17 protein-coding genes are annotated in these 21,801 nt (G+C 71.4%); 7 read left to right on the forward strand and 10 right to left on the reverse strand.

Features of this window, described 5'->3' with window-relative positions; genetic code table 11:
- Window positions 1-17: 17 nt before the first annotated feature.
- Entirely contained in the window at window positions 18-2,351 is a 2,334-nt protein-coding gene (locus ACZ63I_RS08205; protein WP_469336548.1) for a TOMM precursor leader peptide-binding protein, read from the reverse strand.
- Window positions 2,348-2,530: a hypothetical protein gene (locus ACZ63I_RS08210; RefSeq protein WP_041998192.1), complete on the reverse strand. Its 183-nt coding sequence runs from the start codon at window positions 2,528-2,530 to the stop codon at window positions 2,348-2,350. Before ACZ63I_RS08210 ends, ACZ63I_RS08205 begins: the two co-directional genes overlap by 4 nt.
- 236 nt (window positions 2,531-2,766) lie before the next feature.
- On the opposite strand from ACZ63I_RS08210, the gene ACZ63I_RS08215 reads away from it, so the two are divergent.
- From ACZ63I_RS08215 to ACZ63I_RS08225, 3 genes are all read left to right on the forward strand, one after another.
- Window positions 2,767-3,123 (forward strand): SCP2 sterol-binding domain-containing protein, encoded by a 357-nt coding sequence (locus ACZ63I_RS08215; RefSeq protein ID WP_469336550.1) that lies wholly within the window; start codon window positions 2,767-2,769, stop codon window positions 3,121-3,123.
- 110 nt (window positions 3,124-3,233) lie between these two features.
- The gene (locus tag ACZ63I_RS08220) at window positions 3,234-4,736 is read left to right on the forward strand and encodes an acyl-CoA carboxylase subunit beta (protein WP_469337050.1); all 1,503 of its coding nucleotides are present in this window, start codon (window positions 3,234-3,236) and stop codon (window positions 4,734-4,736) included.
- A gap of 132 nt (window positions 4,737-4,868) precedes the next feature.
- The gene (locus ACZ63I_RS08225) at window positions 4,869-5,294 is read left to right on the forward strand and encodes a DUF3291 domain-containing protein (protein WP_469336552.1); all 426 of its coding nucleotides are present in this window, start codon (window positions 4,869-4,871) and stop codon (window positions 5,292-5,294) included.
- A 138-nt stretch (window positions 5,295-5,432) separates the two neighbouring features.
- On the opposite strand, the gene ACZ63I_RS08230 is transcribed toward ACZ63I_RS08225, so the two are convergent.
- From ACZ63I_RS08230 to ACZ63I_RS08260, 7 genes are all read right to left on the reverse strand, one after another.
- Window positions 5,433-6,011 carry a hypothetical protein gene (locus tag ACZ63I_RS08230; protein ID WP_469336553.1) on the reverse strand — a complete coding sequence of 193 codons (579 nt, stop codon included), beginning with the start codon at window positions 6,009-6,011 and terminating at the stop codon, window positions 5,433-5,435.
- Window positions 6,012-6,021: 10 nt separating this feature from the next.
- Window positions 6,022-6,828 (reverse strand): lysophospholipid acyltransferase family protein, encoded by an 807-nt coding sequence (locus ACZ63I_RS08235; protein WP_469336554.1) that lies wholly within the window; start codon window positions 6,826-6,828, stop codon window positions 6,022-6,024.
- A 98-nt stretch (window positions 6,829-6,926) separates the two neighbouring features.
- Complete coding sequence (locus tag ACZ63I_RS08240) at window positions 6,927-7,835, reverse strand: hypothetical protein (RefSeq protein ID WP_469336556.1); 909 nt, start codon at window positions 7,833-7,835, stop codon at window positions 6,927-6,929.
- A gap of 5 nt (window positions 7,836-7,840) precedes the next feature.
- Window positions 7,841-10,699, reverse strand: a complete 2,859-nt coding sequence (locus tag ACZ63I_RS08245; protein WP_469336558.1) for a beta-ketoacyl synthase N-terminal-like domain-containing protein — start codon at window positions 10,697-10,699, stop codon at window positions 7,841-7,843.
- The gene (locus ACZ63I_RS08250; protein WP_469336560.1) at window positions 10,686-11,531 is read right to left on the reverse strand and encodes a 4'-phosphopantetheinyl transferase family protein; all 846 of its coding nucleotides are present in this window, start codon (window positions 11,529-11,531) and stop codon (window positions 10,686-10,688) included. Before ACZ63I_RS08250 ends, ACZ63I_RS08245 begins: the two co-directional genes overlap by 14 nt.
- Window positions 11,503-16,434, reverse strand: coding sequence for an SDR family NAD(P)-dependent oxidoreductase (locus ACZ63I_RS08255; protein WP_469336562.1), 4,932 nt, complete (start codon window positions 16,432-16,434; stop codon window positions 11,503-11,505). Before ACZ63I_RS08255 ends, ACZ63I_RS08250 begins: the two co-directional genes overlap by 29 nt.
- Before the next feature lie 20 nt (window positions 16,435-16,454).
- Window positions 16,455-17,645, reverse strand: a complete 1,191-nt coding sequence (locus tag ACZ63I_RS08260) for an aminotransferase class I/II-fold pyridoxal phosphate-dependent enzyme (RefSeq protein WP_469336564.1) — start codon at window positions 17,643-17,645, stop codon at window positions 16,455-16,457.
- 248 nt (window positions 17,646-17,893) lie between these two features.
- On the opposite strand from ACZ63I_RS08260, the gene ACZ63I_RS08265 reads away from it, so the two are divergent.
- The 3 genes from ACZ63I_RS08265 to ACZ63I_RS08275 are packed head-to-tail and all read left to right on the forward strand — an operon-like array spanning window position 17,894 to window position 20,192.
- Window positions 17,894-18,475 (forward strand): RNA polymerase sigma factor, encoded by a 582-nt coding sequence (locus ACZ63I_RS08265; RefSeq protein ID WP_469336566.1) that lies wholly within the window; start codon window positions 17,894-17,896, stop codon window positions 18,473-18,475.
- A gap of 11 nt (window positions 18,476-18,486) precedes the next feature.
- On the forward strand, window positions 18,487-19,959 hold the full coding sequence (locus tag ACZ63I_RS08270) for a DHA2 family efflux MFS transporter permease subunit (RefSeq protein WP_469336568.1): 1,473 nt from the start codon (window positions 18,487-18,489) through the stop codon (window positions 19,957-19,959).
- 32 nt (window positions 19,960-19,991) lie between these two features.
- The gene (locus ACZ63I_RS08275) at window positions 19,992-20,192 is read left to right on the forward strand and encodes an acyl-CoA carboxylase subunit epsilon (protein WP_469336570.1); all 201 of its coding nucleotides are present in this window, start codon (window positions 19,992-19,994) and stop codon (window positions 20,190-20,192) included.
- Between the two features lie 72 nt (window positions 20,193-20,264).
- On the opposite strand, the gene ACZ63I_RS08280 is transcribed toward ACZ63I_RS08275, so the two are convergent.
- Window positions 20,265-21,041 carry an MBL fold metallo-hydrolase gene (locus ACZ63I_RS08280; RefSeq protein WP_469336572.1) on the reverse strand — a complete coding sequence of 259 codons (777 nt, stop codon included), beginning with the start codon at window positions 21,039-21,041 and terminating at the stop codon, window positions 20,265-20,267.
- 80 nt (window positions 21,042-21,121) lie between these two features.
- Here ACZ63I_RS08280 and ACZ63I_RS08285 point away from each other — a divergent pair, with 80 nt between their 5' ends.
- Window positions 21,122-21,775 (forward strand): TetR/AcrR family transcriptional regulator, encoded by a 654-nt coding sequence (locus ACZ63I_RS08285; RefSeq protein WP_469336573.1) that lies wholly within the window; start codon window positions 21,122-21,124, stop codon window positions 21,773-21,775.
- The last annotated feature ends 26 nt before the right edge of the window (window positions 21,776-21,801 follow it).

Genomic DNA, 21,801 nt, shown 5'->3' on the forward strand with positions numbered 1-21,801 from the left:
GTGGACACGAGTGGCGGTCAGACGAAGAGAGGACGTGGATTGAGGGCGGAGCGGGCCGTCGGCGCCGCCAGCCGGCCCAGCGCGACGGGTACGTCGTACAGCCTGCCGGGCGCGAACCTGGCCCAGAACGAACGCAGCCCGGGGACAAGGACCTTGACGACGGGCAGCCCGACGTCGGGCCTGGTCTGGTCGAGCACGAGCAGTTCGAGACCGCGCTCGCGCACCAGTTCCGTGACGGCGGTGATGTCGTCGAGCAGGTCGTCGCCGCGCGGGCGGGGGAAGTCCGCAGGACGCCGGGCAGGTCCTGGGGCGGGACGCAGATAGGGGTCGGTGTCCAGGGTGGCGGTGCGCCACCAGTCCAGCGGTTCCGGGTCGGTCAGTGTGTAGCCGCTGCCGTCGGGCCTGGCGCCGAGCGCGGCGGGCAGCAGTTGGTTCAGCTCGGTCAGCGAGCGGCGCAGCGCGATCCGCGCGTCGAAGTGGGCGCCGAAGCCGAAGACGATGTCCTCGGCCGGTTTGTCCGTCCGGCGTGACAGGGCGGCGAAGACCGGGATGCCGAAGTCGGACGTCAGGTCGAGCGCCCACACCTCGCGCCCCAACGACCGGTGCACCTCGCGCAGTTCGTCGGTCCACGGGTCGGCGGCCGCGTCGAGGTCGACGGCGGGCTGCCGGGTGCGGTTGTACCACCACAGCGCGACCGCGTCGCGCTCCACCAGTTCCAGGAAGCCTTGGAGGACGGCGTCCTCCAGGCTGCTGCCCGCCGCGTTCCCGTTGGAGTCGGCGTGCGCGAACCGGCGCCCCCGCACCGGGTTCAGCCGCTCGGCCGAGGTGGCGAAGTAGAGCAGCGCGGTCGGCAGCAGCTTGTGCCGGCCCGCGGTCAGCGACCACACCGGGGTCCAGTCGATCGTCGCGTCCTCCTCGAACGGGGCAGGGACGTACTGGAATCCGGAGTGTGCGGCGTTCCATTCGGTGCGTCCGGCGAACTGCGCCGGATCGTACAACTGGCAGGTGTCCGGATGCACGGCGCGCTCGCCGAGGTCGGTGAAGGACGCGCTGACCCTGGCCTCGTCGCCGTGCACACAGCCGGAGTAGCGCTCGACCGACTCGCACAGCGCGCTGACCTCCGCCTCCAGCGGGGTACTGCCCTTGCCGCCGTTGACCTGGCGCAGCCCGCTCGTCAGCGCGGCGAGGCCGTTGGCGTAGCCGGCCGGGTTCGGGCCCGAGCTGAAGCTGTTGAGGAAGGCGGGGCCGTTCTCCACCCGGCTGATGTCGGCGACGACTCCGGTGACCGGGCTCACCAGGTGGCCGAAGGTGTCCAGGGTCTGCTGGGCGGTACGGGATCGGTGGCCGCCGCTGCCGGCGATCTTGCGCCGCGAGCGCGGTACGACCGGCTGCCCGGCCTGCCGGGCGACCAGGCCCGGGTCGCCGCACTCGGGGCACTGCGGGCGGCGGCGCAGCCGGTGGTGGCGGGATTCGAGGGTGAGGGTGTCGAAGGTCAGCACCCGGTCCTGGTCGGTGTGCTGGTGTCCGGCCAGGTACTTGGCCGCCTCAAGTCCGGCGATCTGCAGACCGGCCACCCGGGTGCACGGCAGCCCGGCGAGCGGCCTGGGCATGGGGCCCTGCAGTCCGAGCGCGGCGCGCACCTGGGACTCCACCGCGCGGTGCAGCCTGACCGGCTGGGCGAGACAGGACCAGCAGGGACCGGCGCCCGGCCGGAACACCGGACCCACCCAGACGGTGGCGCCGGTGGGCTTGGCGAGCAGCCACGGCCGGCCGCTGCGCCGGTGCTCCGCGTCGATCTCGCCGAGTTCGGGGGTGAGGTAGTCCTCGCAGACGACGAGCGTCAAGGCGGCGTCCGGCGCGCTGCCTTCGGCGACGGTCAGACCGGAGGCGCGCAGGGCGCGGGCGGCCGCGGGGTGGGACAGCTTGCCGGTGGTGCGCAGTTCGACCACTGCGGCGGCGGACCTGGTACGGGCGGGCGTCCCGTCGAGGCCCGCGAGTTCCCAGTACGCCTCGGCGCTGTGGTCGGCGGCGGTGATGTCGGTGGTGTCGGCGGCGGTGATGTCGGTGGTGTCGGTGGTGTCGGTGTGGGTGTCGCCGTGCTCGCGGAACTCGATGAAGCCCGCGTCGGCGAGCTGCTCGATCAGGGACACCAGCCGGGCCGCGGACAGCGGCTGCGGGGCGTCGCGCACGAGTGCGGCGAGGTCGCGGCTGCCGTCCAGCAGCGGGGCGACCGTTTCCAGATGGGGCGCCCTGAGGGCGGTGACTCCGCGTTCGGAGATCAGGTACGTCGCGTCGTCCGGCACCACCTCCGCTCGGAGGTGGCGCCGGAATCCGATCAACGAATCTCTCATGAAGCGGAGTTGTTCGCGTAGCACAGGGTGTACAGGGCGGGCGCCGCCGACGACGCGGTCAGCTCCTCGATGACGAGCTCCATCGGCTCGTCCTGCGGGAGGTAGGAGTTGAGGTGGTCCTGGTGCGTGCTCGTCGAGTGGCTGTCCTGCGTGGCGAGTGTGCTGTGGCTCGTCAACATGGATGGGCTCCTGACTCGGCGGTGCTTTCCGTTGCGGACATTCATCAGCATGCGGGATCGGCGGCGGCGCTCACAGTGCCGGCCTCACCCACCGCATATGAGGAATTCATAGCCCCCGGGTAGCAGCGTTTTTCCGCCGCGCCTGCGCGTCCACCGACCGTCCACCGGGCGGCCAGTCCTGCGGGCCATGGTCGGCAGGCCAGAAGGCCGGAAGGAACCACACGGAGGGAAGACCCATGGTGGCCGCCGCCCGGATAACGGAAGTTGAACGTACGCTCGACCAGCTCCTCGACTGGTGCTGCAGGGGGCTCGCCAGGTCCCACGGCCGGGCGGGTGTGTTCCGCTTCGTCGTGGACACCCCTGTCGGTTCCCGCACCCGCCATGTGATCGCGACGGACCAGGGCTGCTCGACGGCGCACACGGTCGCGCACCCGCCCAACGCGACGCTCTCGCTGAGCCAGGAGGACCTCACCAGGCTCGCCCTCGGTGATCTGCGCGGCGCGCTGGCCTTCGCCACGGGCCGGCTGCAGATCGAGGGCGACATCTTTCTCGCGATGAACTGGATCGACCAGCTAGGGAGAAGCCCGCTGTGACCACCCACGCCCAGGAGACACCTCAGCAGACGGCCCAGGATCCGGCGCTGGCAGACCAGTTGAGCGGGGCCGGCGGCAGGATCGCCGAACTGCGCAGGATCAAGCAGCAGATGGTCGCGGGCCCCGACCCGCGCGCCACCGAACGGCAGCACGCGCGCGGCAAGCTGACGGCACGTGAGCGGATCGCGATCCTGCTGGACGAGGACTCGTTCACCGAGATAGAGGGGCTGCGCAGACACCGTGCCACCGGCTTCGGCCTGGAGACGAAGCGCCCGTACACGGACGGTGTGATCACGGGCTGGGGCACGGTCAACGGCCGTACGGTGTTCGTGTACGCGCACGACTTCCGCATCTTCGGCGGCGCGCTCGGCGAGGCGCACGCGCAGAAGATCCACAAGGTGATGGACCTCGCCCACTCGGCGGGCGCCCCGCTGGTCAGCCTCAACGACGGGGCGGGCGCGCGGATCCAGGAGGGCGTGACGGCGCTGGCCGGCTACGGCGGCATCTTCAGCCGCAACACCCGCTCCTCCGGTGTGCTGCCGCAGATCTCGGTGATGCTCGGCCCGTGCGCCGGCGGCGCCGCGTACTCCCCCGCGCTGACCGACTACGTGTTCATGGTCAGGGAGACCTCGCAGATGTTCATCACGGGCCCCGACGTGGTCCGTTCGGTGACGGGCGAGGAGATCACCCAGAACGGCCTCGGCGGCGCCGACACGCACGCCGGCACCTCGGGTGTCGCGCATTTCGTGTACGACGACGAGACGTCCTGCCTTGAGGAGGTGCGCTACCTGCTGTCGCTGCTCCCGCAGAACAACCGGGAGCTGCCGCCCGTGGAGGTCAGCGACGATCCGGACGACCGGCTCTGCACGGCCCTGGCCGACCTGGTGCCGGAGGATCCGGCCAGGCCCTACGACATCAGGGCCGTCATCGAGGAGATCGCCGACCACGGCGAGCACTTCGAGGTGCACGCGGCCTGGGCGGGCAGTGTGGTGTGCACCCTGGTCAGGCTCGGCGGCCAGGTGGTCGGTGTGGTGGGCAACCAGCCCAGCGCGCAGGCCGGTGTGCTGGACATCCACTCGTCGGAGAAGGCCGCGCGGTTCGTCCAGACCTGCGACGCCTTCAACATCCCGCTGGTGACCCTGCTGGACGTGCCGGGCTTCCTGCCGGGTGTCGACCAGGAGCACGGCGGGATCATCCGGCACGGCGCCAAACTGCTGTACGCGTACTGCAACGCAACGGTGCCGCGGATCCAGCTCATCCTGCGCAAGGCGTACGGCGGCGCGTACATCGTCATGGACTCGCGTTCGATCGGCTCCGACCTGTCGTTCGCCTGGCCGACCAACGAGATCGCCGTGATGGGCGCGGAGGGCGCCGCCAACGTCGTCTTCCGCAGGGAGATCGCGGCCGCCGACGACCCGGAGGCGGAGCGGGCGCGGCTGATCGCCTCGTACAAGGACGAGTTGATGCATCCGTACTACGCGGCCGAGCGCGGTCTCGTGGACGATGTCATCGACCCGCAGGACACCAGGAAGCTGCTGATCACGTCACTGCGGATGCTGCGGGCCAAACACGCCGAAGTGCCCGCGCGCAAGCACGGTAATCCGCCGATGTGATCGGCGCGCGGATGGACGGCGCACCGGGTGGGTAGCTCCGGTGCGTTGTCCGCGTGCCGGGCCCGTTCAGGGCCGATCCAACCCGACTGACCGATGCGACTCCCCCATGTTCGAAGCCGAGTAGGAGATCCGATGGCACACACCCTCCCCTGGTCGTCAGGGCCGGCGGCAGGCCGGGCCGGCGGCGACATCGTCGTGATGGCGTCCCGGCTGAAACTCAAGTCCCTGGTGCGCGTACCGCGCTTCTTCATCCTGTCCGGCGGTGTGCTGCGGCAGGTCCAGCAGTCGCAGGGCGCCGTCGGCGTGACGCTGCGGGCCGATCCGTGGCGCAAGACCTTCTGGACGCTGTCCGTCTGGGAGAACCGGGCGGCGCTGCAGAGTTACATCAAGACCGATCCGCACTTCGCCGTGATGGCCAAGCTGCGCCCCGCGATGCGTGAGTCGCTGTTCGTCTCGTGGCAGCAGGACGCCGGGCAGCGGCCGTCCTGGGACGAGGCCGACCGGCGGCTCGCCGAGCAGGAGACGGCGCAGCGCGCCGCCGGGGAGAAGCGGGGCTGAACCGAAGCCTGCGAGCGCGCGTGCGGGGCCCGGGTGCCATGGCGGCCGGGCCCCGCAGCCGTGTGCCGGACCCGCCGGGTCCACCAGGTCAACCGCGTCAACCGCGTCAACCGGCGGGACCCGGGGCGGGACCGGCGGTCAGACCAACTGCGGCCGGGCGGCGAAGAGATGGCCCGCCACCTCGGCGAGCCGGCTGCCGCTGACGCCGTCGTGCCGGGTGCGCAGCGCGAACCGGAGCTGGGGCAGGTCCGGGTCCGGGGTGTCGACGACGAGGGGCGGCAGCAGCGCCGCCGGTGTGCTGCGGGCCAGTTCGGCGCCGGAGCGCAGCAGTTCGAGGCCGCGCAGTCGCAGCGGCTCGGGCAGCCAGTCCAGTACGGGCACCACCACGTCGACCGGCTCGTCGCCGGGGGCCACCGCGGCGGGCGCCAGTTTCCGTACGCAGTCGGGCGCGGCGGCGAACTCCTCCGCCAGCATGCTCACCGTGGTCTCGGTGCGGCTGAGGACGACCAGCACGGTGCCGCCGGCCGCCAGCCGGTCGGCCAGGCCAGCGGCGGCTGCCGGGTCGGGCCAGACGCCGGTGGGCCGCCATCGGCCGGGTCCCGGTCTGCTCCACTGGATGCGCCGGCCGCCCTCGAAGACGACCAGGGTGGCGCCGTGCCGCTCGGTGGCCGAGGTCAGCGGGTAACTCGCCCCGGAGATAACGGTGTTCGTCCGCATGGTCTCCCTCTCATCGGACTCGTCTCGCGGTGCGTACCGCGAGGGTGCGCAGGACGGCGATCCTGCGCCGGGCTGTCGGGTCCAGCTCGCCGCGGCTGTCGGCGGCCCGTACGGCGACGGTGCGCGCCCGGCGCAGGATGTGCCGGGCGTTCTCCTCGTCGGGCAGTCCGGCCCGCTCGCCGGCGCGTTCGCCCAGCTCCTGCATCCGCTCCCTGGCCAGGGAGCGCAGCGCGGCGATGCGCGCGCCGCGCCGTCCTGCCGGTTCGGCGGTGAGGGCGGGGCCGAAGACCAGCCGCGCGGTGGCGGCGCGCGGCCGCAGCTCGCCCTTGGCGAGGATCAGGTCGGTGCCGTGGATCATCACGGGTACGACGGGTACGCCGGTGCGTACCGCGAAGTAGAACGGGCCGTCGTTGAAGGGCTTGAGGCCGCCGCCGGTCCAGCGGGTGCCCTCGGGGTAGGTGCACAGCACGTCGCCCGCGGCCAGCACCTCCCCCATCGCGCGCAGTGCGTTGCGGTCGGGGCGTTCGCCGTCCAGCGGGATGCAGCCGACGCTGAGCCGCATCAGCCGCTTGACGGGGTGGCGGAAGTGCTCGGCCTTCGCGGGGAAGTAGACGTACCGGCCGCGGGCGCCGTACAGCACCGTTTCGAGCAAGTAGTGGTCGAAGAAGCTGAGATGGTTGGAGACGACGATGAACGCCCCGTCGGCGGGGATGTGGCCGATGCCCTCGACCGAGTCGACGTGGTTCCTGGCGACCCATTGCCTGAACGACACGGTGATCGCGTCATGGATCTTGAAACCTCCCTTGTGGGGATCCATCGGTGGTTCGTCCGTCCCTTCCTCGCGCCGGGCGCTGCGGGGACCGGTCGCCGGGGCCGGTGTCGGCCGGCCCCGGCGACGTGTCGGCCGGACCTCGCTCAGGCCGGCACCGTGCCCGTCTCCAGGCGCTTGTGCTCCTTCTCCACGGCCTCCGGCAGCGCCATGTAGCGGCCGGTGAGACCCGCGACCAGCAGGCCGACCAGGACGACGAGGTAGACCCAGGTGAGGGCGTTGCCCCAGCGGATCTCGTCGGCGTATCTGGCGACGGCGACCAGCGACAGCACGCTCAGCGTGACGTCGGTGAGGAACCCGGCGCGCATCCGGTGCAGGTCCTGCTCCCACAGGGCCTGCCAGGCGCCGGCGCCGAAGGCGAAGAACCACGCGCCGAGCATCCGGGCGTCCAGCGGGTCGAGCTGCCAGGCCCAGGCGTCGCCGACGGTCTGCGGCGCGATCCACAGGGCGAAGGCGAGGCCCCACAGGACGGCGCCCATGACGGCGGTGGGGATCCGTACGTCGGCGCCCATCGGGGCCGGGCCGCGGCCGTCGGGGTTCTTCGGCGCGGTGTTGTGGATCTTGTACACGACGAGGGCGGTGACGGGGAAGACGGCCAGCGAGACCAGCCACAGCCAGGCGAAGGCGCGCGCCAGGCCGGGGCCCTCGGTGAAGTGGAACTCGTCGCGGTAGACCACCGTGAGCAGCAGCGCCGAGACGAGCAGGGTGATCGGCGCGAAGACGGTGCCGCGCGCGCTCGTCCAGTCCTTCTCCCGCAGGGTCAGGAGGAACATCGTGCAGGCGCCCGCGTAGCCGGCGCCGAGCGCGGCGGCGCTCAGCGGCGATCCGGTCTCCCAGGCGAAGGCGTCGCCGGTGCTGGAGCTGAACAGGTAGAGCGGCACCAGGCAGGCGAGGCAGTGGATGAGGACCGGCCAGAAGAACAGGCTGCGCAGCCAGGGGTGGACGGGCCGGGCGAGCTGTTCCTGGGAAGCGGCGGTGTCGATCGTTGTCGTCATGGGATTCACCTCGTGGCAGGGGGACGGGCGGACGGGTTGGTGGTGCTGTCGGGCCGCAGCAGCCGCAGGGTGAGCTGTGCCTTGCGGGCGAGATCCACCCACGACGCGTAGCTGAAGCCGAGCCGGTAGCTGTCCTGGGAGCTGGGCGGTATGTGGTCGAGCTGGCTCATGGCGCCGTGGCCGAGCGATTCGAGTTTCTGCATGAGGCGCTCGTAGGTGTCGGCGGTGATGAAGCCGGTGCCCGGGTCGTCGGGCGAGGCGTCCGCCGACACCGGCACGCGCCGGACGGCGGGGACCGGCGGCCGGTCGCCGTCGGGGACGTCGCCGTTGCGCCTGATCCGGAGCGAGTAGCCGTAACCGCTCTCGATCTGGGGGAGTTTGACGTGCACGAGATCCTCGTCGGAGTCCTTCATGGCCGCGATCACCTCCACGGTGCGGATGGCGCCCTCGGCGCCGTAGAAGAAGGGCACACCGGGCCCTGCGATGGGGATGTCGGCGTCGGCGCAGCCGACACCGTCGATGACGGCGAGCACCTGCTCGCCCTCGGTGACCCGGTCGAGCGGCTTGATGACGAAGAACGCCGCGCCCTCGCCGGGGGTCAGGTCGTCGATGTGATGGCCGGCCTCGTTGAGTCTGCGTTCGAAGAGCCGGGTGAACTCGGGGGTGAGATTGGCGTGTACGCCGCCGACCAGCGCGACGTCGCACTCGCCCTGTTCGAGGTTGCGCTTGGCCAGGCCGAGCGCGGTCCCGAAGGAGCACAGGTCGTCGTCGATGACGACGCCGGGGCCGCGCAGGTCGAAGATGTTCTGGATCCGGCCGGCCGTGATGTTGTCCATGTAGCCGGGCAGTGCGTTCTCCCGGGTGTGCGGGATGTAGCGGTGCACCTCCTCGGTGTAGCTGTCGACCAGTGCCTGCCGGGTGGCGGTGTCGAGTGCCTGGTAGGCGGGCACGTCCTCCAGGGCGCGCTCGAACTCCACCAGGCGGATACGGAAGTTGCGGGTGAGCCCCGATTCGAGGCCGCAGGTGGCGCCGACGAACACACCGGCGTTGACCCGGTCGGCGGCCGCCACTCCGTACTGCTCAAGGGCCTGCCCGGCCGCCATCACCGACAGCAACTGGGCCCGGTCGAGGTCCGCCAGCACACTGGGCGGGATGCGGTAGGTCTTCCAGGGGAAGTCCAGGTCGGTGACGACACCGCCGCGCCAGGTGCCCTCGGGGTCGTAGACGGCGGCGGCGTCCGGGTGCCAGCGGTCGGCGGGGAAGCCGGAAACCCCGCTGCCGGCGGGCCTGTCGGGGTCGAGGGCCGCGATGTCCTTGGCGTACGGCGTGACGCAGCCGATGCCGAGGACCGCGAGCGGCACACTGACCGCGCTCTCGGCGCGGCCCGCGTGGCTCTGCTGCTTCAGGGCGGCGTCGGCGTGGTGGACCGCGTCGTACTGCTCCACGACGATGCTGGTGTTGACGCCGCCGAAGCCGAAGGCGTTGGAGAGCGCGCGGCGCGGCCTGCACTCGTCGGGCACCTGCCAGGACTCGGCCTCGACGGGGACCCGGAACGGCGAGCCCGGGAGTTTCATCTCGGGCTGGGCGGTGGTGAAGGCGTGGGTCGGCGGCACCGTCTCGTGTTTGAAGGAGAGCAGGATCTTCAGCAGGTTGGCCATCCCGGCGGCCGAGAAGGTGTGTCCGATCTGGGCCTTGACCGAGCCGAGCAGGATGGATCCGGGGTCGGTCTCCCGGCCGTCGTAGAGCTGCTGGAGCGAGGTGACCTCGACCAGGTCGCCGGTGGAGGTGGCGGTGGCGTGGGTCTCGATGTAGTCCAGCTCCTCCGGCTGGGCGTCGGCGAGTTCGAGCGCCCGGCGCATCGCCGCCACCTGGCCGCGCGGCGAAGGGGCGTAGATGGCCTTGCCCTTGCCGTCGCAGCGGGTGGCGACGCCGCGGATCACACCGGCGATGGTGTCGCCGTCGCGCACCGCGTCGCTGAGCCGCTTGAGCAGGACGGTGCCGGAGCCCTCGCCGTTGATGAGGCCGCTGGCGCCCGCGTCGAGCGGGGTGGAGCGGGTGGCCGAGAGTCCGCCGATCTTGGCGAAGCAGACATTGCCCGTGATGTTCATGTTGCCCTGCACACCGGTGGCCAGCACCATGTCGTGGCTGCCGTCCTGGAGGTACTTCACCGCCGTGTCGATGACGGTGAGCCCGGAGGCGCAGGCGGCGTCGCCGATCGCCGCGGGGCCCGGCAGACCGAGCACCCGGGCGACCGCCTTGGCCACACTGACCTGGAAGACGTTGGCCGCGGGTGAGTCATCGGCGTCGTACAGCCGGCGTTTGACCGCTGCCGGGAAGCCGCTCTCGATGGCGGCCCGCTGCTCGGCTTCCAGGCCCTGGAACGCCTCGCCGCCCTTGATGTGGTGCAGCACCTCGCCGGCCCGGAAGGCGAGCGAGGACTCCATGACGGCTTCGTCGCCGAGCATGTTGCCGACGAACAGCGCGGTGTCGGTGGTGCTCAACTGGTGCGGTGTGTAACCCGACATGCGCAGGGTCTGGAGCACGGTGTCGAGCACCATGAGCTGGGTGCGGTTGAAGTCGGTGACGGCCTCCCGCCCGATGCGGGTCAGTTCGTCGAGCCCGGTGGGCCCCGCGTAGTCGTCGATGAAGCCGCCCCAGCGGCAGTAGGTCTTGTCGACGACGCTCTTGTCCTCGTCGTGGTAGTTCTGCCAGTCCCAGCGCTCGTCAGGCGGTGAGCCGATGCCGATCTTCCCGCCCAGGATGTTCTGCCAGAACGTGTCCGCGTTGTACGAGTCGGGCGGGAAGACGCAGCCGTATCCCACGACGGCGATCGGGTCGAAGTCCTCGAAGTCAGTCCCAGGCACGGAGCTGCCCCTTCTGCTGGTGGCCGTCCGCGGCCCAGGGGGTCACGGTGGCGATGGCGAAGATGTGGTCGGTGAGCCGGCCGTAGCGGATGTGCACCCGGTCGCCCGGGTCGGTGCCGGCCGGCAGGTTGATGTCGAAGACGGCGGCGGTCGGTCCTGCCCCGCGCAGCCTGGCTGTTCCCCAGCCGTGCGCGAAGCCGATGCCGTACGCCTTGAGCAGTGCTTCCTTGACCACCCACAGCGCGGTGGCCCGGTGTGCCGGGTCGAAGGCCGGGAACACGGACTCGGCCAGGGCGACTTCGCGTTCGGTGAAGACGGTGCGGAGCAGTGCGGGGCTGAAGCTCCGCAGTGGTTCCACATCGACCCCGACCCGGCCGCCGCTGGCCAGGCCGCACACCGCGAACCGCAGGGTGTGCGCGAGGGAGATGTCGGTGATGGGGAGCCTTGGCGGGCCGCCCCGGCCGTGGCTGCCCCCGGGTGGTGCGCTCAGTTCGGGTTTGCCGGCCCGGCCGCCGGGTTTGCGGCCGAGTACGGCGAGTTGGCTGGGCGGTACGGCGAGGCCGAGCCGCTCCAGGGTCAGGCACACCAGGCGTTTGGCGGCGACCCGGCCCGCCAGCCATTCGACCTGCCGTTTGGGTACGGTGATCTGGGTGAAGACGGAGAGTTCCGCCGGGCCCAGGTAGTGCGCGCTGTACGCGGCGGGGGCCGCCGCGTAGTCCCCGCGCACCTGGTCGACCGGCAGCCACTCCGTGGTGACGGCGCCGCCGCCGGGCAGCGTCACAGCGCCACCCGGCACGGCCGCCTCAGCCCAGCAGACTCGTATCGCCTTCATCGCGTCCCACTTGCGCCACCACCAGGTCGTCCATCTCGCACAGCGGGATGCCGGCGGAGTCGACGATCCGGGTGGCGATGCGCAGACCGCCCGGCTTGCCTCCCGCGTCGGGGGCGACGGTGGAGTGGGTGTACAGGGTCTCGTCGGGCAGCGGCGCCCGGTAGAAGCGCAGTGCGCCGATGGAGACCGGCACCACGTGGGTGCCGTGTCGGTGGTACGTCCACAGCAGGGTGGACCTCCAGGCGTTGTCGATGACGACGGGCATGGTCAGCAGCCGGGGGGTGGCGACGGTGGAGAACAGACCCCGGCCGGACGGCACGACGATCTCGCTCACCACCCGGCCCTCGTCGATGTCGCCGAGGAACCCGATCCGGCTGACCTGGCGGAACGTCGGGCCGAAGGTGATCTGCCGGTGGGCCCGCTCGTAGAACCGCTCCAGGTCGAACTCGGTCGCCTTCTCGACGAGTTCGGAGATCGAAGGGTCGGCGTCCGGTGCCGGGGCCGGCTGCCGTGCGAAGAAGTACGTGCCGCGTGAGTGCACCCGGTCGGCCTCCAGGACCCGGCCGTCGGCGGTGACGAGGTCCGAGCGGATCTCGGCGGTGATCCGGCGGGGTACGTCCGGGGCTATCTCGTGCGGTCCGGTGACCCGGGCGTCGAGCCGCAGATCGAGCGGGAAGTTCGGCAGGTGTTTGACGAACTTCAGGAACTCGACGTTCTCCGCGCCGATGACGGTGTGTCCGGGCACGAGCAGCCCGGCCGCCTCGGCGTGCGACTCGATGTGCAGCACACCGGGGAAGGTGCCCGCGCCCTTGACCCGGTGGTCGTCGAGGTAGCGGTCGGTGCGCGGGTCGAGCCGTTTGGACGCGAGGATCCGGCCCTTGCCCGTCGTGGACACGGAGTCCAGCAGCGGCAGGCTGATCCGGTCCCTGACACTGCCGTCGGGCCCGATCGGCACGGCGACGCCGGTCCTGTCGGTGTTCATCGACGCGTCCTGGCCGCCGTAGCTGTTCGTGCCGATCTCGCCGAAGACCAGCACCTCCGGGTCGGCGCCGCCCTGGAAGATCTCCCTGGCGAAGTGCTGGACGCCTTCCTCGACGCCCAGGTAGCGCAGGCCGCGGCCCACTTCCTGGATCCGCCGCACCGCTTCCGTCGCGGCCATGCCGACGTCGGACCAGCCGGTCCAGCAGAGGGTGAAGACCCGGACCTCGGGGCGCCGCCTGGCGAGCAGGGCGGAGAGCTTGGAGACCAGATCGGCGCCGGCCGTGTAGTCGACCTGGCCGTCCATGCCGAAGCGGCCGAGGAAGGAGCCGAAGAAGCTGAAGAACGTCAGCTCGTCGTCCTTGACGGCGTGCCACAGGTGGTGGGCGCCGTCCGCCTTGACCCGTACGACGTGCCGGGCGTGGGCGAGGGACTTCTTCGGTACGGTGGCGACGGAGTCGAGCCCCGCCGCGTGCACGACGCCGTCGATCCGGCCGTACTTCTGCCGGATCGCCCCGACCGTCGCCGTGACCTGCGCCGCGTCGGACACGTCGCACGTCTCGTAGTCGGTGAGCGGGTTGATCGCGCGCAGTTCTTCGAGGTTGCGGTACAGCGTCCGGGAGTTGGCCAGGGCGGCGAACTCCTTCTTCGCCTGCACCGGGGTGACGGCCGGATCGGCTCGCTTGGCCTCGCGGAACCAGTTGGCGCCCAGCGCCTCGAACTCCGCGTCGTCCAGGCCCATCCACTCCTCGGTGCCGGTCGCGGGACGGGTCCGGCCGAGGACGACGACGCGTACGCCTTCGAGGTGCGCGAGTTCCTTGGCGCACTCGTAGGTGATGCCGCGCGAGCCGCCGGAGAAGACGACCACACTGCCCGGTTCGAGCCGCAGCGGTGTGCGGCGTTCGTCGGTGTCGATCTCGTGCGGGAGCACCTGCACGATCTTGCGCAGCCCCCGTACGTAACCGACTTCGGCGGACGGTTCGGCCCGGTGGGTGATCTCGGCGAACAGGGCGTCGGCCGCGTCCTGGACCCCGCTGTCGGTGAAGTCCACGACCTTGACGCGGACTTCGGGCAGTTCGAGTTGGAGGCTCTTGGCGAATCCCGCGGTGAGCCCGCCGAGCGGGTCCATCGCGCCGTCGGCCTCAAGTCCGAAGACCCCGCCGACGGCTGTCGCGGCGAAGTAACCTCCCTCGGCGCCGGCCTGCGCCAGGTCCGCGAAGTACGCCTTGGCGGCAAGGAGGTTGACGGTGAAGTGCTGGTCGGCAGCCGCGCTCCAGTCGGCGGCGGGACCGTCGAAGGAGGTGTGCTGCCCGTCGCCGGTGAAGGGCTCGGGACCGGCGCCGTACGGGTGCAGATTGACGACGGCCTGGACCGGGTTGCCGGACCGGGCCGCGGTGAGTGCGGCGGCCAGTGCCTCGGGGTCGGTGAAGTCGGCGTGCGCCGTCTGCCAGCCGGTGAGTTCCGTGCCCTGCGGGGCGACGGCGTACGGCTTGGCGCCCTGCTCGGCGAGGCGGGGCAGCAGCAGCTCCGCGAGCCGGGTGTCGTGGCCGGTGACGACCACGACCGCCTTGCCGTCCAGGCTGAACGGCACGGTGCCGGGGTGGTGGAGCGGGCTCTGCACGGCGACGGGGACGAAACGGCCGGCGATCCGGTCGACTTCACGTGCGAGGACCGGCGGCAGTACCGGACGTGCGGCTGCCGCCGACGGTATGTGGCTGCCGTCGTCGCCCGCCCCGCCCTCGCTGCGGCCGCCGCGCGGACCGCGCCCTGTGCCGGCGCGCAGTTCGGCGACGAACGCGGACATCTTGTGCAGGGTGTTCAGCTCGGCGGTGTCGAGGTCCTCCACCACCGGCAGCCCGAACTGCTCGCGTACCTCGCCCAGGATCTCGGCCTGCTTCACCGAGTCGATCCCCAGATCCGCCTCCAGATCCAGCTCCGCCTCCAGCAGATCGGCCGGATAACCCGTCTTCGCCTCCGTCACCGCCCACACCACACGGTCCACCTCCGCACGCTCCTCGGCGGACGGCTCGGCGGTGGTGTCGGTGCTGTCGGTGCTGTCGGTGGTATCGGCGGTATCGGCGGTGTCGGTGGGCGCGGTCCCGGCCGCCGGGGCGGCCTTGGGGTAGGTGACCGCCTGGAGTCCCGCCACGAACTCGGCGATCTTGCGCAGGGTGTTCAGCTCGGCGGTGTCGAGATCCTCCACCACCGGCAGTGCGAACTGGTCACGCACGTCGCCCAGGATCTCGGCCTGCTTCACCGAGTCGATCCCCAGATCCGCCTCCAGATCCAGCTCCGCCTCCAGCAGATCGGCCGGATAACCCGTCTTCGCCTCCGTCACCGCCCACACCACACGGTCCACCTCCGCACGGTCCTCGGCGGACGGCTCGGCGATCGCGGCCGTGCTCGCCGTCGTGCTTGCGGTCCCGGTCGTGTCCGTGTTCGTGGCGGCGGGTACGGGTTCGGCTGCGGCGGCCGGGACGGGCGCGGCCCCGGCGACGGTGCCCGCCGCCTGGTCCGTGCTGCGCGACGCCTCGATGAGCTGGTCCAGCAGATGCCCGAGCGGTGCGTCGTCGCTGGTGGCGACGGTGATGCCGGGCAGTCCGAGATGGGCGGCGAGCGCCGTCGCCAGCTCCTCGCGCACCCGGACGCTGAGCCCGAGCCCGGTGCCCATGTGCTGGGCGGGGTCGAGCAGCCGTACCGGGTAACCGGTGTAGCGCGCGGCGACCTTGAGCAGTCCCGCCCGCACCTGGGCCGCGCTCTCGCGCGCCGCGCCCGGTGCCTCCGCGCTCTGCGCGGGCGCCTCGGGCTCCACCGGCACCTCGCCGCTGCCCATGCCGTGCACGGCGGCGAAGGCCGTGAAGCGCCGCATGCTCTCGACGGCGCCGAGCGACTGGATGTTGGTCGGTGTGACGAGCGCGTCCTGGTCCGCCAGGATCCGCTCGGCGAGCCCGGAGAGGATCGACTTGGGGCCGACCTCGACGAACGCGTTGACACCACCGGTGTGCAGTTGCCGGATCAGGTCCTGGAAACTGAACGGCGTGACGAGCTGGCGGGCCAGCAGCATCGGCATGTCGGCGATGTCGTGCTCGGTGTAGAAGTCGCCGACGACGGTCGACAGCACGGGAGTGTGCGGCGCCCGCCAGTCGAGCGCGGCCAAGGTGCGCTCCAGGTGCGGTACGGCGTCCGCGAGCAGATCCGAGTGGAAGCCGTGCGAGACCCGCAGCCGGGTGGCCTTGATGCCGCGCTCCCGGCAGAGCGCCGTGGCCCGGTCGATGGTGTCGGAGTCGCCGGAAAGCACCGTCTGGTCCGGCGAGTTGACGATGGAGCGGACGATGTAGCCGTCCTGGCCGTGCATCAGCAGCACGAGCCGGGCGAGCTGTTCCCTGCTGCGGGGGCTGTCCGTCTGCAGGCTCAGCATGCCGCCGCGCCGCTCGGGGGCGATGGTCTTGACGGCCGCGCCGCGCCCGTACACGGCCCGTACACCGTCCTCCAGGGACAGCGCACCCCCCGCGACGAGCGCGCCCAGCTCACCGAGGCTGTGGCCGATGTGCACCTCGGCGGTGACACCCTGGTGCTCCAGCAGCCGGTGCACGGCCATGCTGCCGGCGAAGATGGCCGGCTGCATGACCACGGGGTCCTGCAGCTCCTTCGCCGGGTCGTGGCCGCCCGAGCTGAAGATCCGGCTGGTCAGGGTGTGTCCTGCCAGCGACCGGTAGGTCTCGTCTATCCGCTCGAACGTCTCGGCGACGACCGGGTGTTCGGCGATGAGGTCGGCGAACATGTCGGGGTACTGGGCCCCGTGTCCGGGGAACAGGAAGGCGGTGCGGAGCTGGACTCCGGTGGTGCCCAGGTACACGCCCTGGGCCTGGAGCGCCCGCCGGTACGCGACGACCTGCTCGTCGAGCTGGGCTTCGGTCTCGGTCATGGTCACGTCGGTATGTCCCCTCAGGCCAGAATGTTGTGCCGCCGGGCGGCGTCACCCAGCAGTTCCAGTGCGCGGTCCACGTCCTCGGTCGTCATGCCCGCGGTGACCGTGGCGCGGAACCTGGCCCGCCCCTTGGGCACCGCGGGGAAGATCGCCCCCGAGACGTAAAGGCCGTCCGCCATCAGCTCCTTGGACATGAGCAGGGCGGTGTTGTCGTCACCGATGAGGATCGGGATGACGGGCGTGACACTGCCCATCACCTCGAAGCCCATCCGGATGAGCCCGGAGCGGAAGCGCATGGTGTTCTCCCACAGCTTCTCGGTGCGCCACGGCTCCCTCCGCATCAGCTCCAGCGCCTTGAGCACACCGGCCACGGTCGGCGCCGGCAGGCTCGCGTTGAACATGTAGGCGTGCGCGGAGTGGCGCAGGAACTCCACGATGTCGTCGCTCGCCGTGACGAACCCGCCGACCCCGCCCAGGGTCTTGCTGAAGGTCCCCATGGTGAGGTCGGGGACCACACCGAAGTGCTCACCGGCGCCCCGGCCGTGCTCGCCGAGGAATCCGGTGCCGTGTGCCTCGTCCACCATCAGCATGGCGCCGTACTGCTCGGTGAGCCGGTGGATCTCGTCCATCGGGGCGATCTCGCCGTCCATCGAGTACACACCGTCGACCACGACGAACTTCTTCTTCGCCCCGGCGTTGCGCTGGAGCACGTACTCCAGCTTCTCCATCGAGTTGTGCGCGAATATCTTGACGCTGCCCTCAGCGAGCCGGCAGCCGTCGATGATGCTCATATGGTTGAACTGGTCGGTGATGACGACGGTTTCGGCGTCGCAGAGCGCCGATATCGTCCCCAGGTTGGCCATGTAGCCGGAGCTGTAGGTGATGGCCGCCTCGGTCCCCATCCAGTCGGCGAGCCGCTCCTCCAGCTCCAGGTGCAGCCGGGTCGTGCCGTTGTTGAGCCGGGCACCGCAGGCACCTGAGCCGTAGGTGTCGAGCGCTTCCTTGATCGCCTTGTTGATCTCCGGGTGGCCGACGAGACCCAGGTAGTTCCCGCTGGTCAGCATGATGACTTCGCGGTCGTCGATCTCGGACCGGCCGCCGGGTGCGGCGGTGAAAGGCTGTTCGAAGGTGTAGAAGCCGCTGTCCTTGAGGCCCCGGATCCGGTCGTTGACCGACGCGAGGGTCCGCGCGTATTCATCCGTGATCATTCGTGATTCCCCTCTCGGTGCGTCGCTCGCCGCTGCCGGCGTACGGGGCAGGAGACGGCGACCGTCATCCCGACAGAGCGGCCGGCGGGGGGTGCGGATACCTCGCATCCGTGCGGTTCACGCCACATCGCCCCGGCGCTACCCGCGGGCCGTGCGGGCGGCGACCCCGGGTCCAGCGGCGGGCTACCCGGCCGTGGGACAAGGGATGTCAACAGGTCCCTACGGGGAGGGCCGAAGGAGGAGTTGTCGTGGTGGAGGCGAAGACGGCACAGAGCCGGGACAGCACTTCTGCGTCGCCCGCCGAACTGGTCGCGGCCTGCCGCGCCGGTGAGGAGGCGGCGTGGGCGCGGCTCATCCGGCGCTACCGCCCCGCGGTCTGGACGGTGGCACGTTCGCACGGGCTGCGCGCCGCCGACTGTGAGGACGTGTGCCAACTCACCTGGCTGCGCGTCATCGAGAACATCGGCTCGCTCCACGATCCGGCCAAGGTCGGCGCGTGGATCGTCACCACGGCACGGCGCGAGGCTCTGAAGGTGTCCGGCAGCGGCACCAAGTACCACCTCGTCGACGATCTCGCCTTCTTCGCCCAGGAGAGCTGTCACGAGGCGACCCCCGAGGAGTCGGCGCTGAGCATGGCCGAGGGCGACCTCGCCCGGCTGGCCTTCCGGCTCCTGCCCAGGCAGCACCAGGCCCTGCTGGGGCTGCTGCTCTGCGATCCCCCGCTGAGTTACGACGCGATCAGCGCGGCGCTCTCCATGCCGCGCGGCTCGATCGGCCCCACCCGAAACCGCATTCTCCGGCAAGCCGGGGATTTCCTGCGCGACATGTGAAAGGACGAACCATGAGTGCCCAGACACAGGGCCATCCCGTCCGTACGTTCGTCATCGCCGCCGTGGCGATGTTCATCACCTCGCTCGACAATCTCGTGGTCACCACCGCGCTGCCCGCGATCCGTGAGGACCTGGGCGCGGGACTGGACGACCTGGAATGGACAGTCAACGCGTTCACCCTCACCTTCGCCGTGCTCCTGATGACGGGGTCGGCGCTGGGTGACCGGTTCGGCCGGCGGCGGCTGTTCATGATCGGTGTCACCATCTTCACGCTGGCCTCCGCGGGGGCCGCGCTGTCGGACACCGCGGCGCAGCTCATCGCGGCGCGCGCCGTGCAGGGCGTCGGCGGCGCGATCGTCGTACCGCTGACCCTGACGCTGCTGTCCGCCGCCGTACCGCCCGCCAAGCGCGGTGCGGCGCTGGGCGCCTGGGGCGCCATCGCGGGGCTGGCCATCGCGCTGGGACCCGTGGTGGGCGGTGCCATCGTGGAGGGCGCGTCCTGGCAGTGGATCTTCTGGATCAATGTGCCGCTCGGTATCGTGCTGGTCCCGCTGTCCCGGGTCTGGCTCGCGGAAAGCCGGGGCGCCGAGGCCAAGCTGGACGTGCTCGGTACTGCGCTGCTGAGCTTCGGCCTCTTCGGGGTGATCCTGGGCCTGGTGCGCGGCGGTACGACCGGCTGGACGTCCGGCGAGGTGCTGGCGGGCTTCGTGGCCGGCGGTGTGCTGCTGGCCGCCTTCCTGGTCTGGGAGAACCGCACCGCGCATCCGATGCTGCCGCTCGGTCTCTTCCGCGGCCGGGCCTTCTCGATGACCAACCTGGCGTCGCTGCTGATGTACTTCGGCATGTTCGGCTCGATCTTCCTGATCGCGCAGTTCCTGCAGACGGCGCAGGGCTACTCGCCGCTGGAGGCCGGGCTGCGCACCCTGCCGTGGACCGCGATGCCGATGGTGGTCGCGCCGGTCGCCGGGATCCTGTCCGACAAGTTCGGCGGCCGGCTGATCCTGACGATCGGGTTCGTCCTCCAGGCGATCGGCCTCGGCTGGTTCGCGCTGGTGGCGACCCCGTCGGTCGGCTACGGCACGCTGGTGCCGCCGTTCGCCGTCCTCGGGGTCGGCATGTCGCTGTTCTACGCGCCCGTCGTCAACATGGTCTTCTCGTCCGTACGGCGGGACCAGGAGGGCATCGCCTCCGGTGTCAACAACGCGGGCCGCGAGCTGGGCGGTGTGCTCGGAGTGGCCATCCTGGCCGCCGTGTTCGCCGCGTACGGCGGCTACGAGAGCGCGCAGACGTTCGTGGACGGGCTGATCCCGGCGGTCTGGGTCGGGGCCGCCGTGGTCCTGGCGGCGGGCGTCGCCTCGATGCTGATCCCGAACGGCCTGCGTCCGGTGGGCGCCGAAGCGGCGCGCGCCGAGGCCGGCGAGCGGGCGGCCGTGGCCGACGGCGCGGAGGAGGTACCCGCACCGGCGGCCGCGACGGTGGCCTGAGAAGGAGACAGCCGAGAAGGAGCGAGAGCCTGATGTCCCACAGCCTCGAAGAGACCCTCTGGAAGATCGTCAGCGGCTCCCCCAACCCGGAGGAACTCGCTGCGGTGACCGCCGTACTCGCCTCGCTCGCCCGCCGCGCCGAGGCTCCGGCAGCCCCGGTCGTGGTGCCGCTCGCAAGCTGGCGGCACTCCGCGACCCCGCGCCTGGGCGGTTCCTGGCGCGCCGCCGCCTGACCGCCCGATCCCGCGCACACCGGTGCCGGACCCCGTGCCAGCTTTCGGGGTCCGGCACCGGCATGTGCGGTGTCAGACCACGCCGGCCGCGCGGGCCTGCTCGGCCGCGGCGGCCGGTCCGTAAGGGAACGGCTCGCCGTGTCCTGGCAGCAGCAGGCCGGCGGGCTGCGCGGCAAGCCGGTCGAGCGAGCGCAGCGCCTCGGCGCTGTCCTGGGTGAACCCCCGGCAGACCAGGCGGGGTCCGGTGTGTCCGGTCAGGCCGTCGTAGGTCACGAGCGCGTCGCCGGTGAAGAGCAGCCCGCGGTCGGCGAACAGATAGCCGGTGCTGCCTGCCGTATGGCCCGGCAGCGGCACGGCCAGCGGGCGGCCGGGGACGGAGTCGAGGGTCCGCCCGCCGTCGAATGTCCGCGTCTGCCCGACGGCGGGGGCGGTGAAGGCGCCGCCGCGCGCCAGCCGCAGCGGTGTGGCGACGGCGGCCGGCCTGCGCAGCAGGTAGGGCAGCATCGAGCGCTCCGGCTTGGCGTGCCGCAGGGCGCTGCGCGGTCCGTCGGCCAGGACGGCGGCGTCCGCCCGGTGGACCCACACCTCGGCGCCGCTGAGCGCGCGGATCCGCTCGGCCAGTCCGGTGTGGTCGGGGTGGGCGTGGGTGAGCAGCACCGCCCGGATGTCGGCCGGGCGGTGTCCGGTGCGGGCCAGCGCCTCCTGGAGGCCACCGAAGTGGCGGGGCAGCCCCGCGTCCACGAGGACGGGACCCGCGTCTTCCTCGATCAGATAGAAGTTGACCAGCGCGTCACCGAGCCGGTGGACACCGGGTGCGACGGGTGCTGTCTCGGCTCTCGGGTCGCCCATGTCTTTCCTCCGCCGCTATATTCGATACATGCAACAGTATCCAATGTACTCCGGGGATCCGGGCAGCGCGGGCGGGCGACATGGCGCCGGCTGAACCGCGGCCCAGGACGCCCCGGGCGCCCAGGGCGTACGACTCCAGCGGGCGCAGGGCGGCGGCGCTGCGCAGCCGCGGGGCGGTACTGGACGCCTGCCGGGAGCTGCTGTTCCAGGACGGCTACCGGGCGGCCACGATCCGGGCGGTGGCGGAGCGGGCCGGCGTCTCGGCTGAGACGGTCCACAAGGCGTTCGGCGGCAAGCCCGGCCTGCTGAAGGCGCTGTGGGACGTCACGCTGGCCGGCGACGACGCGCCGGAAGCCATGGCGGAGCGGCCGCAGCTCCAGGAGGTGTTCCGCACCCGCGACCCGGCCGAAAAGCTGGGGCTGTACGCGGAGTTCGTGTGCGGCGTCCACGAACGCACGGGCGCGCTCTTCGCGTTGCTTACCCGCGCCGGCCCGGAGGTCGCCGACTTCCTCGACACCACGGAGGCGGAGCGGCTGACCGGTGTCCGGGGGTTCGTCGCGCATCTCGCGCGCGAGGGGGCGCTGCGGCCCGGCGAGGACGAGGTGCGCGCGGCCGATGTCTGCTGGGTGCTCACCTCGCCGCAGGTCTTCAGCAGGCTGACGCGGGACCGGGGTTGGGACACCGGGGCCTACCGGAGCTGGCTGGCCGGCGCGCTGGCCGACGCTCTCGCATGACGGGCGTGCGGCCTGCGGCGCGAGTG

The organism is Streptomyces sp. NPDC087906 (assembly GCF_055584925.1).